The 16,378-nt window shown below is 34.1% G+C and carries 15 protein-coding genes; 1 reads left to right on the top strand and 14 read right to left on the bottom strand.

The window, feature by feature from the left end; translation table 11 throughout:
* Positions 1 to 94 precede the first annotated feature (94 nt).
* The 10 genes from atpA to FGM02_RS06325 all read right to left on the bottom strand — a co-directional run bounded on the left by atpA (position 95) and on the right by FGM02_RS06325 (position 8,627).
* Positions 95 to 1,675 carry a F0F1 ATP synthase subunit alpha gene (gene atpA / locus FGM02_RS06370; RefSeq protein WP_139957471.1) on the bottom strand — a complete coding sequence of 527 codons (1,581 nt, stop codon included), beginning with the start codon at positions 1,673 to 1,675 and terminating at the stop codon, positions 95 to 97.
* Between the two features lie 22 nt (positions 1,676 to 1,697).
* Positions 1,698 to 2,255 carry an ATP synthase F1 subunit delta gene (gene atpH, locus FGM02_RS06365; protein ID WP_139957470.1) on the bottom strand — a complete coding sequence of 186 codons (558 nt, stop codon included), beginning with the start codon at positions 2,253 to 2,255 and terminating at the stop codon, positions 1,698 to 1,700.
* Positions 2,256 to 2,262: 7 nt separating this feature from the next.
* Positions 2,263 to 2,763, bottom strand: coding sequence for a F0F1 ATP synthase subunit B (locus FGM02_RS06360; RefSeq protein WP_139957469.1), 501 nt, complete (start codon positions 2,761 to 2,763; stop codon positions 2,263 to 2,265).
* An 84-nt stretch (positions 2,764 to 2,847) separates the two neighbouring features.
* Positions 2,848 to 3,039, bottom strand: coding sequence for an ATP synthase F0 subunit C (gene atpE / locus FGM02_RS06355; RefSeq protein WP_139957468.1), 192 nt, complete (start codon positions 3,037 to 3,039; stop codon positions 2,848 to 2,850).
* 34 nt (positions 3,040 to 3,073) lie between these two features.
* Positions 3,074 to 4,186: a F0F1 ATP synthase subunit A gene (gene atpB / locus FGM02_RS06350; protein ID WP_139957467.1), complete on the bottom strand. Its 1,113-nt coding sequence runs from the start codon at positions 4,184 to 4,186 to the stop codon at positions 3,074 to 3,076.
* 104 nt (positions 4,187 to 4,290) lie between these two features.
* The gene (locus tag FGM02_RS06345; protein ID WP_139957466.1) at positions 4,291 to 4,686 is read right to left on the bottom strand and encodes a DUF6168 family protein; all 396 of its coding nucleotides are present in this window, start codon (positions 4,684 to 4,686) and stop codon (positions 4,291 to 4,293) included.
* A gap of 3 nt (positions 4,687 to 4,689) precedes the next feature.
* Entirely contained in the window at positions 4,690 to 4,920 is a 231-nt protein-coding gene (locus FGM02_RS06340; RefSeq protein WP_139957465.1) for an AtpZ/AtpI family protein, read from the bottom strand.
* On the bottom strand, positions 4,886 to 5,269 hold the full coding sequence (locus tag FGM02_RS06335; RefSeq protein ID WP_139957464.1) for a bactofilin family protein: 384 nt from the start codon (positions 5,267 to 5,269) through the stop codon (positions 4,886 to 4,888). The genes FGM02_RS06340 and FGM02_RS06335 overlap by 35 nt, the downstream gene beginning before the upstream one ends.
* 20 nt (positions 5,270 to 5,289) lie before the next feature.
* Positions 5,290 to 7,548, bottom strand: a complete 2,259-nt coding sequence (porW, locus tag FGM02_RS06330) for a type IX secretion system periplasmic lipoprotein PorW/SprE (RefSeq protein WP_139957463.1) — start codon at positions 7,546 to 7,548, stop codon at positions 5,290 to 5,292.
* Between the two features lie 122 nt (positions 7,549 to 7,670).
* A complete protein-coding gene (locus tag FGM02_RS06325; RefSeq protein WP_139957462.1) occupies positions 7,671 to 8,627 on the bottom strand; it encodes an NAD(P)H-dependent flavin oxidoreductase in 957 nt (318 codons plus the stop codon).
* Between the two features lie 151 nt (positions 8,628 to 8,778).
* On the opposite strand from FGM02_RS06325, the gene FGM02_RS06320 reads away from it, so the two are divergent.
* Positions 8,779 to 9,828, top strand: a complete 1,050-nt coding sequence (locus FGM02_RS06320) for a ferredoxin--NADP reductase (RefSeq protein WP_139957461.1) — start codon at positions 8,779 to 8,781, stop codon at positions 9,826 to 9,828.
* A gap of 102 nt (positions 9,829 to 9,930) precedes the next feature.
* Here the strand turns inward: FGM02_RS06320 and FGM02_RS06315 are convergent, their stop codons facing one another.
* The 4 genes from FGM02_RS06315 to FGM02_RS06300 form a co-directional block, all read right to left on the bottom strand.
* Entirely contained in the window at positions 9,931 to 11,472 is a 1,542-nt protein-coding gene (locus FGM02_RS06315; RefSeq protein WP_139957460.1) for a sulfatase-like hydrolase/transferase, read from the bottom strand.
* A 151-nt stretch (positions 11,473 to 11,623) separates the two neighbouring features.
* The gene (locus tag FGM02_RS06310; RefSeq protein ID WP_139957459.1) at positions 11,624 to 13,252 is read right to left on the bottom strand and encodes a sulfatase-like hydrolase/transferase; all 1,629 of its coding nucleotides are present in this window, start codon (positions 13,250 to 13,252) and stop codon (positions 11,624 to 11,626) included.
* 3 nt (positions 13,253 to 13,255) lie between these two features.
* A complete protein-coding gene (locus FGM02_RS06305) occupies positions 13,256 to 14,647 on the bottom strand; it encodes a glycoside hydrolase family 28 protein (RefSeq protein ID WP_139957458.1) in 1,392 nt (463 codons plus the stop codon).
* Between the two features lie 10 nt (positions 14,648 to 14,657).
* Positions 14,658 to 16,313 (bottom strand): sulfatase-like hydrolase/transferase, encoded by a 1,656-nt coding sequence (locus FGM02_RS06300; protein ID WP_139957457.1) that lies wholly within the window; start codon positions 16,311 to 16,313, stop codon positions 14,658 to 14,660.
* Positions 16,314 to 16,378 lie beyond the last annotated feature (65 nt).

Raw genomic sequence — 16,378 nt, 5'->3', positions numbered from 1 at the left:
CGTTGATATTTGGTAATCTAATACCTAAATTTACGATGACTAAAATCAGCATTGGGCAGTTTCTTTTGAAACTACCCAAATACTAACTACAAATTTATTGAGCGAATTTTGCTGAAATTTCAGCAGCTGCTGCTTCTAATACATCTAAAGATGCTTGATCTAATTTTCCAGATTTCAAAGAATCTAATGCATCTCTATGCTTAGCATTTAAGTAAGAAATATAATCAGCTTCGAATTCTTTTACTTTATTTACAGGAACATCTTTTAACAAGTTTTTAGAACCTGCATAGATAATTGCAATTTGGTCTTCTACCGTATAAGGATCATTTTGACCTTGTTTTAAGATCTCAACGTTTCTTTCCCCTTTAGAAATAACACTCATCGTAGCAGCATCCAAATCAGAACCAAACTTAGCGAAAGCTTCTAACTCACGGTATTGCGCTTGATCTAATTTTAACGTACCTGATACTTTTTTCATTGATTTAATCTGTGCATTACCACCAACACGTGATACAGAAATACCAACGTTAATTGCTGGACGTACACCAGAGTTGAATAAATCTCCATCTAAGAAAATTTGTCCGTCTGTAATCGAAATTACGTTTGTAGGAATATATGCTGATACATCTCCTGCTTGTGTTTCAATAATTGGCAATGCAGTTAATGATCCTCCTCCTTTAATTTTACCAACTAATGAAGGTGGTACATCATTCATTTGAGATGCAATTTTATCGTTATTGATAACTTTTGCAGCACGTTCTAATAATCTAGAGTGTAAGAAAAATACATCTCCTGGGTAAGCCTCACGTCCCGGTGGTCTTCTTAACAATAAAGAAACCTCACGGTAAGCAACTGCTTGTTTAGATAAATCATCATAAATAATTAATGCTGGTCTACCTGTATCTCTAAAATACTCACCAATTGCAGCACCTGCAAATGGAGCATATACCTGCATTGGAGCAGGCTCAGAAGCACTTGCCGCTACTACAGTAGTATAAGCTAAGGCACCTTTTTCTTCTAATAAGTTTACGATTCCTGCAACCGTAGACGCTTTTTGTCCGATGGCTACATAAATACAATATACAGGCTCTCCTGCATCGTAAAATTCTTTTTGATTTAAGATTGTATCTAAAGCAACAGTAGATTTACCTGTTTGACGGTCACCAATAATCAACTCACGTTGTCCACGACCTACAGGGATCATTGCATCAACAGATTTAATTCCTGTTTGTAAAGGTTCAGTTACTGGCTCTCTAAAAATTACTCCTGGTGCTTTACGCTCCAAAGGCATTTCAAAAGTTTCTCCTTCAATAGGTCCTTTTCCATCAATTGGATTTCCTAATGTATCTACAACACGACCAACAATTCCTTCTCCAACTTGCAAAGAAGCAATACGCTCAGTACGTTTTACAGTAGATCCTTCTTTTACAGAAGTAGAAGCTCCTAAAAGTACAACACCAACGTTGTCCTCTTCTAAGTTCAATACAATACCTTCTAAACCTGAATCGAATTGAACCAATTCACCATATTGTACATTTTCTAAACCGTATACACGAGCAATACCATCACCTACCTGTAATACTGTTCCAACTTCACTTAACGAAGCAGCTGCGTCGAAATTTGATAGTTGTTGTTTTAAAATTGCTGATACCTCAGCTGCTTTAATTGATGCCATCTTAAATTATTTTGATGTAAAATTAAATTTTTGCAACAAAATGACCATTGTCAAATTGTCTTCTCAATTCGTTTAAATTATTTGAAATACTTGCGTCATATTGGATATCACCAACACGTAAAATAAAACCTCCTAATATATCAGGATTCACTTCGTTTTCAACCGATGCTTTATTCCCTGTCAATTGCTCTATTTTAGCAAGTACTTTCGCTTTTAATTCCTTAGTTAATGGAACTGCTGTTGTAACTTTTGCAACATCCACCAATTTATCATGGTCAAACAATATAGAAAATTGTTTTGCAACCAAAGATAACAAAGGCAATCTTTTATTTTCTCCTAATAAAGAAATTACTCCTAAAGTAATTTGATCAATCGTATCAGAAAAAATAGCTGTTAGTGCTTTAATCTTGTCTTCTGCTTTAATAACCGGACTGTTCAATACAGCTGCCAATTCTTTGCTTTCGTCAATTGTTTCAGCAATTAACAACATTGATTTGTTAACGTCTTCTTCTTTATTTGATTCTTTTGCAAGACTCAAAATTGCTTTTCCGTAACGTAATGCCGCTCTAGTTCCTTTCATCTTGTTCTTAGTTTAAGGTAACTTCACCTAAAATTTTATCAACCAATGCTAACTGATCATCTTTTGAAGCTAATTCTCTTTTCACTACCTTCTCTGCAATTTCAATTGACAAATGAGCTACTTGTGTTTTCAACTCAGAAATAGCCGCTTTCTTTTCAACTTCAATAGCTGCTTTTGCACTATCAATAATTGCGCTTGCTTCTTCTTGAGCTTCTTCTTTTGCTTCAGCTATAATTTTTTCTTTTATTTCACGAGCATCTTTCAACAATGAATCTCTTTCAGCTCTCGCCTCTTTTAAAATTCTTTGGTTGTCTGCTGTTAAAGATTGCATTTCTTTTTTAGCTGCTTCTGCAGACTCTAATGCATCTTTTATTCCTTCTTCTCTGTCGTTAACAGCTTCTAAAATTGGCTTCCATGCAAATTTCTTTAACAAAAGAACCAAAGCTACGAATAATACTGATTGCCAGAAAAATAAACCTAATGAAAACTGTTCTATTAATTTTTCCATTGTATGTTTTGTGTTTTTTAATTAATTTTTTAAGGATAAACAATAGCTACAACCAACCGTTGTAGCTATTTGTTTGTTTTTGTCTTATGCTGCAAATAAAGCTGCGAAACCGATACCCTCGATTAATGCCGCTGCAATCAACATAGCAGTTTGAATCTTTCCTGATGCTTCTGGTTGACGAGCAATAGCGTCCATTGCTGAACCACCAATTCTTCCAATTCCAACAGCTGCACCGATTACGATCAATCCTGCTCCAATGTAATTTAATCCTTCCATGAATATATATATTTAATTATTAAACATTCTAAATTTAGTGATCATCATGTTCTTCTACCGCTGAACCGAAGTACAATGCAGACAACATAGTGAAAATATAAGCTTGTAGCGCTGCTACCAATAATTCTAATAAAGACAATGCAAATGCCAATCCGAAAGACAACGGACTACCAATCCAGTTTTTAAAGATAAACATCATTCCAATAATACTCATCAATACAATATGACCTGCTGTAATATTTGCATACAAACGAATCATTAATGAGAATGGCTTAATGATAGTTCCTAACAATTCAATAGGTGCTAGTAAAAACTTCATTGGAGTTGGAACACCTGGCATCCAAAAAATATGTTTCCAGTAATTTTTATTGGCAGTAAAGGTGGTCAATAAATAGGTAATTAAAGACAATGATAAAGTAACTGCAATATTATTAGTTACGTTAATTCCTACTGGAGTCAACCCAAGTAAGTTTACAATCCATACAAAGAAAAACACCGTTAATAAATAACTCATGTATTTTCTGTACTGCTTGTGTCCAATATTTGGAATCGCAATTTCATCTCTAACATATAAAATAAGCGGCTCTAACAAACGACCAAATCCTTTAGGCAAAGCACTTGTTTTATAGTTTTTAGCCATTTTTGTAAACACTAAAAACATAAACAAACCTACCAAGAAAATAAACGCTACGTTCTTAGTAATTGAAAAATCTAATGGCTTTTCATTTGTAGCATGGTGATGCTCATCGTACGAAATAGTTCCTGCTGCATCTGTTTTGTAAATTTTACCGTGGTATAATTTGAAATAGCTTCCATTATTTTCAGCTACCTCTTCACCATGATGAAATTTTGAAGATGAGAACACATTCAATCCAGATTCAGAATCAAATAAAATTACAGGCAAAGGAGCTCCAAAATGAATCTCTTTTCCATGATCATCTTCGTAAGAAAACAATCCAAAATCATGAGAATCTAATAAGTGATGACCAATAAAATCTTTGATATCCTTCTTTAAAGAAGAACCAGATTCCTCAGTTTCCTTAGCTGCATGTTGCGCATGTTCATTACCGTGGTGTTGAGCCATCGATACAAACGAAACTAAAAACAATAAAAACGTAATCTTTTTGATCGAAAAATTTCTTCGCATAATCTATAAATAAACGTGTCTTAAAAACGGTGCAAAGATAGATTTTTAAATCAAACTGAAAAACTAATTTTTATATTATTTTTTTAAAGTGAATTCTTAGAATTTTATTTTGTTTTTTTTGTCGGATTTAAAAGTCGAATTACCGACAATGTCTCTGTAAATAAGGACACTACATAGGGCACAAAAAAAGCCAAAAATTCTACTCGATCCATTTGACCATCTTCTCTATAAGAACCCGAAAACAAAATAAAGAAACTTCCGAATTTCAAAAAGCTCCCTATCATAAACAAAAAGCCCAATTGATCGCTGTATTTTTTCCTTAGGAAAAACAGCACTGTACAAATAACAAAAGCCAGTAAGAAATTCACTCCATAAGCCAATACAATCTTATTCCCGAACAATGGCAGGTCAAAAGCATTCAATAGTGCTAAATGAATCCCAAATACAACGGACAACAGAACAATCAAGCGTCCTAACAACTGACTAAAATATTTCTGCATGTTTTACTTATCGTCTTGTATTTTTTTTAACTGGGCAAGGATGCTATAGATGGAGGCTATAAATGCGAACAAAATAAGTCCTAGGGTAAACACCTTTTTTTCCATGCCGTAATATACATCTAGTTTTTTTCCAACATAGGAAGCCAAATAAATAGTCACACCCATTTGTATACCTACTCCTGAAAGTCGGATAAATTTATTAAGCGGTTTTTTCTCTGGAAGTTTGAGACCCATTTTTCATTTCTTTTAACATTCCTTTCATACTACAAATGGCATTAAAAGCTGCACCTGGCTCTACGGTAAGTTTCCCTATTACAACCTCTCCACTAACTACAGCCGTTGCTTTTAAACTCAACATATTATTTACAGAAAGACTTCCATTTACTTCGCCTTCAATTTCTGCATTAGAGCACTCTATTTCTCCTTGCACCCTTCCTTCCTTACCAACAATAACTTTGCCTTTTGCCTTTACACTTCCTTCAACAACTCCATCAATTCTAAAATCTCCTTCCGAGACAATATCTCCCGTTATCGAAGTTTTTTTACCTATTACATTTCTTTCATAAATGACATTATCTTTCATCCTTATTAATTTAGAAGTGTTTATTTTTTTAATTTTTCTAATAATTCCTTGGCTTTTGCTCCTTCTTCGGTATTGGCATAATTCAACAAAACAAATTCCAACGCTTTTTTAAACTCCAGCTTTCCTTTTGTTTTTAAAATGGTATATGCTTGTAACAATTCTAGTTTCGGCATTAGCTTGCTTCCTTCAAATATACGCAGAGAATTTGAAATCTCAGAAAGCAAGGTTTCGTAGTCTCCTTCTTCATACAAACCATACAACTCCTTGTACTTAGTTTCGGCAGGTACTCTGGTCATATCACCTAAAACCGACTTGCCTGTATTTAAAATAAGCTGTGCAAAAGTAGATTCTGGGAAATCTGTCAATACGGCATTCTTGTACTGTTCCGCTTTCGGATCTTTCAATTCTGAATAAATTTTATACAAATGATAATTTGACCCTAACACCAATTTTCTTTCTGGCTCAAAACTCAATAAATTTTCAAACGAAGAAATGGCTAAATAAGGCTCTTTCAATTGCTCCTTATAAATTAAGCCCAATTGGTAATAGGTATTATTTCTTAATCTGGTAATGCTGTCAATTTCTCTTTCTGTTTGTGGTAGCTTATCTATATAAAAAGAAGCTTGATATTTAGAAACAACTTGTTCTTTAACATCTGCATTATCGGAACTTCCTGTACCTAATTGCGCATCTTCTTTCTTTAAAATAGATGCATCTGACCATCGCCAATTGTCGTTTAATTTTCTTGAACCCCACTTTTGTTTAAATTCTTGAGCACCGTAACCTAAAGTCTGCACATTGTAAAAATACCATTTGCCTTTTGTTGCAGATGTTTTTCCGATACCCCCTACAGAGGCTGTTCCTGTATTAGCATATGCTGCCAATTTATTTTTCAGTTCTTCTGCTTTTAATTTTTCAGCATCGATAACTTTTAATTCTTCAATAAAAGTCTCATAAAATGCAATTTTAGCATCCGGATCCATCGCTGTTACTTTTAGTATGCTATCGTTAATTCGAACCAATTCTTCAAAAGCAATAACGTTCACCAAACTCTTGCTTCTTTTTTTAACACCTCTAATCCGCTTGTCGTTTAAATCTCCCGACACTTGAACAACACTGTCGTAATAAGCTCCTGCGTTTGCGTATTCTGATTCATTGAAATACAAATCTCCTAGTGCTTCATAGGAAAGCCCTTGTTGAAATTTTTTCGCATTTTTTACATGGATCGATTTTTCATAATTCGCTATAGCCTCCAATCTATTACTATCCATTGCCTTTAAAACCGCCAACTGATAATACAATTCATCTAAATAGGGTCTGTTATCTCTATTTTTAATCAATTTATTCAAGCGCTTTACCACAGGCTTGCTATCATTTCCTTTTTGAAAATTTTTTATTTTTTCAATTTTAGCATGTAATTTATAATCGTAAGGAACTTTTTTTAAGTCTATTAGTTCGTTAAAAGCTTCATCTGACAAAGCCCTATTATTTTCTTTTCGATACAACTGCCCCAATACCATTAAATTCCGGGCTTTCTTTTTTGCATCAGTTTTATAACTTACCGCTTTTTCTAGATGGTACAAAATCATTTCAATGCTATCTAACTGTGTAAAAGCCATCGCAAAAGTTGTATGCACATCTTCCAAAATAGCTTCCTCCACTTCTGGCTTTTCAAGTAATTTTGTCAAAGACTCAATCGCTGCCTCTTCATTTTGCATGCGTATATTGGCTTTGGCACTCCAAAGTATCGTTTCATCAATTAAACTGGCTTCTGGGTAATTTTTAATGATATAGGTAAATGCTTCTAGGGAAGGAACAAATCTTTGTGAATAATAACGAGATTTACCTAGTAACAAATAAGCATCATCAATTTTCCTATTTCTTTCTGCACCATCAATAAACATCGAATGTCTTTGAATGGCTTTTACAGCTTTTTCTTCAGCTACATCAAAGGCGCTTTGATTTTTTGCTTTGCTTTCTTTCTTTTTTGAATTTGATTTTGGCAAGGAAGGACCTGAGCTTCTTTTAGAAGTTTCGGGTTGATAACTCGCATCCACTTCCATAGGTTCAATAGACAAAACATCCCAATAATTATCTACATACTTTTCATTAATTTCCGACAAACCTTTATCAAAAGCCAAATTACCATTATACAACACATTGTATTTTGTGGTCATATAATGAAACTCTCTATTGATCCATCGGTTTTTTTTTGTGCTACAACTAGTGACTATTAAAACGACAAGAATCGCCAGAAAATAAGTAGAATTTGTTTTCAATTTTCTTTATTTACATATGAATTGTCTTATTCAAACAATGAATAAATGGAAACGTAAAATTACAAATTATATTATGAACCCAAATAAAACTTAGTACTTAAAAAAGCAATCCCTTTTTGACCTTATTTAATGAATCGATCAATTATATCTTTTACAGAATCTATTTTTTTGGTGTGTTCTATACTTGGACCAGCCACCCAAACGGTTTTATAAGTAACTTTCTTAGCTGCATTGGCAACATCAGAAGACCCTTTTAAATAACGCAATATTTTTACCCATTTTTTAAAGAAACCATACTTATTTAAAATCAATTCTATCCAAGTTTCTTTGGTCCCTACTTTTTGCACATAAGGTGTATTAATAACGGTACAAGGTGTACCTGATATTTTTTGCGTGACCACTACATCTTTTGCACCATAATCTACACAGGCTTGTTTGTATTCATCGGAAATATCGGCTTCTATAGATGCTATAAACGGACTTCCAATAGAAACGCCTACGGCACCAAAACTCATCATTTTATCCAATTCTGCTTTATTCCCAACACCTCCCGCTGAAATTACGGGTATATCACAGTTTCCAACAAGCTGTACAATTAAATCTTCGGGATTCATAGAACCTCTATGCCCACCTGCCTGACTATTTACTGCTATCAAAGCATCACAACCCAAAGCTTCCACTTTTTTTGCATGTTCAATATTCACCACATCACAAAAAACTTTGATACCATGTGTGTGTGCTTTTTTTATAATTTCCTCTGGATTTCCTAAGGAAGTAATAATAAAATCAACTCCCATTTCACAAATAGCATCTAGTTGCTCCAAATGCTTTAAGTTCGATTTATTAACGATGATATTAAAACCGAAAGCACCTTGCGGCGTTTTCGCTTTTTGAAGTTCTGTAATTGCCGCCTTTAACTCAGGTATGGTACGGTAATTCATAGCTGGGATACAACCTGCAATATTTTTTTGCATGGCTGCGGAAACCATCTTAACATTAGACACCAAAAACATGGGCGCTAAAATGATAGGATGCTCAATTCCTAATAGCTTTTGTAGTACATTATTTTCGTTTTTCATATAATTTTCAAATCGATTTAAATATACGTTTTTTTCCTACTCAACTCTCCTAGCAAATGTTAATATATGTCCTAATCTATTTTTAGTAAATTTCTGACAAGTCGCTTTTAGAAGTTTCTTACTTTTGTAACAAATAATATACTTATACTAAATGCCACAATTTCATACTTTAAAAATCAAGGAAATCGTAAAAGAAACATTTAATGCTGTTTCTATTCTTTTTGAAATTCCAGAAGATTTAAAAAAGACATATTCTTTTATTGCAGGACAATATGTTACTGTAAAAGCAAAAATTAACAACGAAACAGTTAGAAGAGCCTATTCTATTTGTTCTTCTACAAAAAGTGGAGAACTGAGAATTGCCGTAAAAGCAATTGAAAAAGGAATTTTCTCTAATTATGCTTACACCAACTTAAGTGTAAACGATACTTTAGAAGTTGCTCTTCCCGAAGGGAGTTTTAAACTAAAAACAGATAAAAATAATTTAAAAAGCTATTTAGGTTTTGCTGCTGGTAGTGGAATTACTCCTATCTTTTCTATGATTAAATCTGTTTTAGAAAACGAACCTAAATCTACTTTCACTTTAATTTACGGAAACAAAACAGCGAAGGAAACTATCTTTAAGAAAGAATTAGATGCTTTGGCTAAGAAATTTATTGCCCGCTTAAATATTAAATATGTTTTAAGTCAAGAAAAAGTTGAAGGAACTAGATTTGGTAGAATTGACAAGGCAACGACAAATTATATTGTCCGAGAAAAATTCAATCATCTTTCTTTTGATGAAGTGTTTTTATGTGGTCCTGAAGAAATGATCAAGACGGTGTCAACGACATTAACGGAAGACGGATTCTTAAAAAAATCAATTCATTTTGAATTATTTGTTTCTTCTGCCGACACTAAAAAAGTAACAAACAATGACGGGCTTTCTGAAATCACCGTTTTAGTTGACGATGAAGAAACAACGTTTTCAATGGATAAAAAAGATACCATACTAGCGGCTTCACTTCGTCATAATTTAGACGCACCCTATTCTTGTCAAGGTGGTGTTTGTAGTAGTTGTATGTGTAAAGTAACTGTAGGTAAAGCGGTTATGACTTCTAATTCTATTTTAACAGATAGCGAAATAGAAGAAGGTTTGGTATTAGCTTGCCAGGCACACCCTGTAACAGATACAATTGCTGTTGATTTTGATGATGTTTAAAAAATAAACCTCACTTATTTATAATTTAGTTTTGAGTTTAATACAATTATTAAACTCAAAACTAAAAAATCATCCTTTTTTACTGAAATTAAGATACTAGCATTACTTATAGTAATCCCAAAAATCATATTCTACGCCAATTCCTTGCTTGTAATCGTCTAACTCTTTTCCTGCTTTTACAAACGCTTCTTGCATTTCTTTTAACAAGGCCTTGTGTTCAGGAAAAAAGGCTAAGTTTTGTAGCTCCCACGGATCTTTTTTAATATTAAACAACTGTGTTACTCTAGATCCCTTAATAGAATATCCTCTTTTCCAATCCTTATTCGGTGCTTTTACATATTCTATCAATTTGTAATCTCCTTTTCTAAAAGCTCTTTGAAATTGCTTATAGGCATAATACCCATATTCATGAACTTGCTGTTTAGTTCCCTCCATTACTGGTTTTAAACTTTTTCCTTCTACAGATTTTGGAATCGAAACTCCCGCCATATCGCAAAGCGTTGGATAAATATCATGGATATACGACAGGGCATTAAATTTGGTCCCTTTTTGTTTGACAAAGCCTCCTGAAAAGATTAACGGAACATGAATTCCATCTTCTTCATACACATTTTGTTTTCCCATCAATCCATGGTTTCCAACAGCCAATCCGCTATCCCCAACCAATACAATTAAGGTGTTTTCATACATTCCTTTGTCTTTTAAAGACTGAACTACTTTTCCTATTTGCGCATCCAAATGTGTAATGATAGCATAATATCCTGCCAGTTCTGTTTTAGAAACCTGAGGAGTTCTTGGCCAAACCGCTAGTTCTTCATCTCTTAAATACATATCACCATTATCAAAAGGATGCTCTGGCATGTATGAAGGTGTTAATTCCATTTGATCTATAGGATACATGTCTTTATATTTTTTTGGAGCTTGCCTAGGATCATGCGGGGCATGAAAAGCCAAATACATAAAGAAAGGATCTCTTTTTTTGTAACCTTCAATATATTCCATTGCATTTTTTGCAAAAATTTCAGACGTATGTGGTCCTGTTAACTCAGTACCTGTCGGACCTCTTTTTTCGTTTTTAGTAATGGCTCTTCTTTTTGTTTTTCCTTGATCATCATAGGTTAACAAATAAGCCTCTTTTTTAGGAAATGCTCCTGTTTTATCCCAATCCCAAATTGGCATTCTGTAATGATCTGTCAAATAAACACCAATTCCCATAACCGAAGCACCGTCATCAAAAGAACGCGCTAAAGAGGCTCTATCTTGATGCCATTTTCCAACCATATAGGTGTTGTAACCGCCTTGCTTAAAAGCTTCGCCAATAGTCGTGTCTTTTTTAGGCAACTCATGCCCAATGTTTGTAAGGTGAAATAATTGTTTACCCGAATTCAACATCGCTCTACTAGGCATACATGTGGCACCCGAAAAAGCACCCATCAAATGTGCTTCTGTAAAAACAGCTCCCGTATTTGCCAGCTGGTCAATGTTTGGTGTTTTTACAGGCTGCCCTCCTAAAGCATGAATTCCTGTATAGCGATGATCATCGGTATAAATAACCAATACATTTGGTTTCTTACTTTTTTTACGTTGTGAAAAAGTTGGCAAGGCTGTAAAGATTGCTATGGCAACTAGTAGTAATTTTTTCATAATTAGATTTTTATTCAATTTTAGTTTTATAAAACTCTCAATAGAAAAGAGCTCATCAAACAGTGTTAAATTTTTTATTAAGAACCATATTTATACAATTCTCTCTAACTTTTTCTTGATAGACCCTTCAGCTCCGCTCCAAGCGACAGGTCTATTTTTTCTTATTCTTCTTTTTCTTGCCTTTTGAAGGCTTCTTTTTGCTTACAAACCCTGGTGCATCATGCGCCGTATCATGCAAGTCATATATAGGCAAAACTGCTTTTAATTTATCTCTTTCTTTTAAATGACTTTCAGACATTGTAGACCAATCATTAATCACAGGGAAACTAATTAGATCTGAAGGATTTTTAGAAACATCATACCAAACTCCATTTCCATCTTTTAACACTTTAGAACCACGTATTAATTGTTGGTCTTTTCTATAAGCATAAATCCAATCACGATGTAGTTTTGTATTTGTTGTTAAATAAGGCCATAAACTCACCCCATCAATTTTGTCTTTTTCAGTAATTTCAACACCTGCTATCTCCGCAATTGTTGGCAACACATCGGCTATATTCACCAAAATATCTTGTTCTCCTTTTTTGGTCAAGTCCATTCCAGGTGCATACACAATAAAGGGTACATGTGTTCCTTTTTGGCTCACCGGACTACCTTTTCCATAATAATGCGTTCCATTATCGGCACAAAAAATAAATATGGTATTGTTGGCAATGCCCATTTCCTTAAATTTTTGAATATACAACCAAGCTTGGTAGTCTAAATAATTTATATGATTTCTAATTCCAGGTTCCGACAAAGTACCATGCGTATCATAAACGCCCTTATCTCCAGTAACATTGGGTTGTGTTCTTTCATAGCCATTACCCGTCCATTTAATTTTTGGCGTTTGCGGGTATTTATTATCTGGGTGTTGGTTAAAAAAATCAACAGAACCATGTCCTAAATGTGTGGTATGGTACACAAAAAAAGGTTTCTTTTCTTTGTGCTTTCTTTCCATAAAATCGAAAATAAATTCCAATTCTACATCCGGACCAAACGTATTCAATCCAAATTCTTTTTTAGATTTGGGAGTATTTGGCCACCATGATAATTTATTCTTTGCACTTGGATGATTCATCAAACGGACATGCGGCTGCCAGTACCAACCATATTGCTGATACGTATCTACTTCCAATCCTGTATCGGCATTGATGTACACTTTTTTACCATTGACTTTTTTAGGAATAATTTTAAAATCTGTCATTGGGTTTTCTGGTGCTCCTTGTTCACCTGGCGTAAAAGCCCCTTCATCAAAACCAAATTTTTGCAAATCAGATCCTTTCATTTGTGTTTTTCCAGACCACATGGTTGCATAGCCCCCTTTTTGAGCAATATGTCCTATTAAAGTTGAGCTTTCATACAAAGGCCAAGGTCTTTTTTTCCCATCTTCTCCTAAAGAATAACCCAAGTCGCCATTGTGCCACCATTTATGCTTATCGGCATAACGACCAGTCATCATCATAGCTCTACTAGGAGAACAAATAGTTGCTGCCCAAGCAGTTTTTACAAACAAACCTTCTGTTGCCAAACGACTTAAAACAGGGGTTTTTGCTCTTAATTTCGGATCAGATGTTTCTCCCTTAGAATCTGCATTCCAAACTGTAGCATTGTACACTGGAAATTCCCGTGCGCTAATATCATCGGCATAAACCAAAACAATATTTGGCTTTTTATTTTTTTGTGCGTTTAACTGGACAAAACTGAGCAAGACTACACATAATAAAGTGAAATTTTTCATTTCTTATTTTTTTACAAATTGTTTTTTCGAAATTTTCTTTCTGTTTGAAAAAACATTAAAAACGTTTCCATTTTTTACATCATCAAATACTATAGTAGGACGCGCATCTTTTGCTATTGTATGAACATGTACATTATTTACTGTTAGTCCATTGATATGACGCGCATAAATTCCATTTGCAGGAAGTGTACCTACTTTGCTAAATTCTGGCCACCAATTCCCCAGCGTTTCAAGCGTATATTCTTTAATTTCTTTGGAAGCGTCTTCTTTTGTTCCGCCACCTGAAACCGTCATTAAAATATTATTCAACTGAATATCGTTTATATAATGATTTGGCATTCCAGTTAAAAAGAAGGCTGAATTTTTATCCAATTCTCTGTTATCAACAATAATATCACTGAAAATAAAACCATGCATGGCTTTCATTGGAAACATTTCTTTTGGCATATCAACACCTGCACGTTGTTGGCAAAATGTCATAAATATAGGACGCGGCACATTTTTCATTACCAAATTACTAAAGCTCATATTTTTCATTTCACCTCCTTCATTCATTTGAATTTTCAAACCAGAATCTTTGATATTATGAAAAGTACAATTGCTAACAGTTACCGATTCAAAATCGCCTCTAGAAGCCAATCCGATTCGCATACCACCCCATTTTGTGGTAAATACACAATTGGTAACAGTAATATTTTTACACGGATAATCTGCATTGGAAGCTTGTAAACAAATAGAATCATCACTATTATCAAAAGAGCTATTGCTTACTCTTACATTGGTACAGCCGTCAAAATCCAATCCATCGCCGTTGTTGTTTACGCGACTTACAATTTTAATTCCATCTACAGCAATTTCATTGCAATACAACCAAGCTGAAGTCCAAGCCGCTGGATTTAACAAGGTAATATTGTTGATTCTGATATCGTTGCATTTAAAAAAACGCAATAACATGGGTCTTCCGTTTGCACCTTTTGTATTGAAATTTTTAGGAGAACCATTTCCATTAATTGTTCCGTAACCTTCAATGGCAAAAGACTTGGCATTTTTAGCAAAAATCAAACATCGATCCATATGAGGTTCGTTTTTGTAGGTATTGTAATGCGTATCTGTAGTATAATCCGCATAATCTGGACTTCCTAAAAGCGTTGCTCCATTTTCTATATGCAAAGTCACAAAATCTTTTAAGTAGATAGTTCCCACAACCACCGTTTTTCCTGCTGGAATAATTACTTTTCCTCCTCCATTTTTGGTGCAAGCATTAATAGCTGCCTGAACTGCTTTGGTATCCTTGGTAACTCCATCTGCTTTTGCGCCGTAATTTACCACGTTAAAATCGGTAGCAAAAACTTGAAATTGTAAGCTTATAAATACGAATAAAATTATTTTTTTCATCTTCTTTTTTTTAATGACTTCCTTTTGCATGACTGTCGTTTGTAAATCTTAAGACCTTAGGTTTTCCTGTTCCTCTAGCCTTGGTCAATTCCACTTTCCAAACTTTTTTCAACTCATTTAACTTTGCCGAGAATTCGCTATTGTTGGCCAAATTATTTAATTCTGCTGGATCGTTTTTTAAATTGTACAATTCTTCATATACGGGTTTTTCCCCTTGTAAAGAAGCATCTGACAATTCTCTATAAACAGCAATATCAGGATCGTGAGTTGCGTAAAGCATTTTATTTACAGGAATGCCTAAGTCTTTAGCCACCTGTATTTTTTTAGAAGCTGAAAAAGTTTTGTTTTTGTAGTAGCGAATGTATTTCCATTCTTTGTTTTGTACGGCTTCACATTTCGGATTTCCAAATTGAGTAGACCATAAATTTTCTGTATACACGTAATCTCTAACCTCAGCAGTTGTGTTGACTAATAATTTTGAAATGTCTTTTCCTTGAAATTCCTTAGGAACAGAAACACCTGCCATGCTTAACATAGTGGGAGCAACATCAATAGATTGAACCAAAGCATCACTTTTTCTTCCTCTATTTTTTCTTTTAAAAGAAGGATCCATTACAATCATTGGCACATGTGTTGTTTTTTCATAACAAAGTGCTTTTCCTCCCAATCCTTGCTCTCCCATAAACAAACCATGATCAGAAGTAAAAATGATAATGGTATTTTTATGCAATTTTAAACTTTTCAACTTCGCTCTTAAATTACCTACCAAACGATCAATTCCTGTCATAGCTTGTAATTGACGCGTATAACGTTCTCTAAAACCTTCAGGAGTATCCACATAATTATAGCCTGTTTGACGATCTTCAGCTCTTAACAAATCGGATGGTAATTTTGGAGTTTTGATGTCTTTCTTTGCAATATAATTCGCTGGTAACGGAAGTTCTATATCACGATACAAGGTTCTATAAATCTCATCATCCGTTTTTCTCAATTTCATCGTGCTTGTTCCGGCCCCATGAGGCAAATTGAAATTTATAGATAATAAAAAAGGTTTATCTGCTGGTCTTGTTTCCAAAAATTTTACAGCTCCTTTTAATTTTCTAGCATTCGGATCTAAAAAATCATCTACACTTTCGTTGATAATTTCTGGTTGTGTATGCGCAATGGCATCATTAAAAATAGCATGTACTTCTTTTGGGTAAAAACGAATATGACCATGACCTGCATACCAATAATCAAAACTTTTTTCCATCAAACCACTTGTGTAACCACCTTCACCAATGGGTGCGTGATTTTTACCAATCCACCCCGTATAATAACCTGCTTTTCGCATTACCATTGGGTATGATTTTTCCCAAGCTTCATTTGAAACGGCAGTCCCTGAATTAAAATTCACAGCATGTTTTCTTTCATACTGACTTAATAAAATTGAAATTCTACTAGGCGTACAAATCGCACTAGAAATATGAGCATTGGTAAACAACACCCCATCTTTTGCCAATTGATCAATATTTGGTGTTTGTACAAATTCATTCCCCGTACAGCCCATCATTCCATAAGATTGGTCATCGGTAAGTACAAAAATAATATTGGGTTGTTTTTGCGCCTGTGCATTTATAGACAATAAACTGGCAACTACAAAAAATAAGTTTTTTATGATTTTCATGATCTAGATTCTATTAATAATCAATTTTACAGAGTAAATATACTTGAATACCTACCGTCAATAAA

The organism is Flavicella sediminum, assembly GCF_006381105.1.
Classification (GTDB): domain Bacteria; phylum Bacteroidota; class Bacteroidia; order Flavobacteriales; family Flavobacteriaceae; genus Flavicella; species Flavicella sediminum.
The sequence above is the reverse complement of the archived record's forward strand: the minus strand, read 5'-3'. Positions and strand labels throughout refer to the sequence as shown.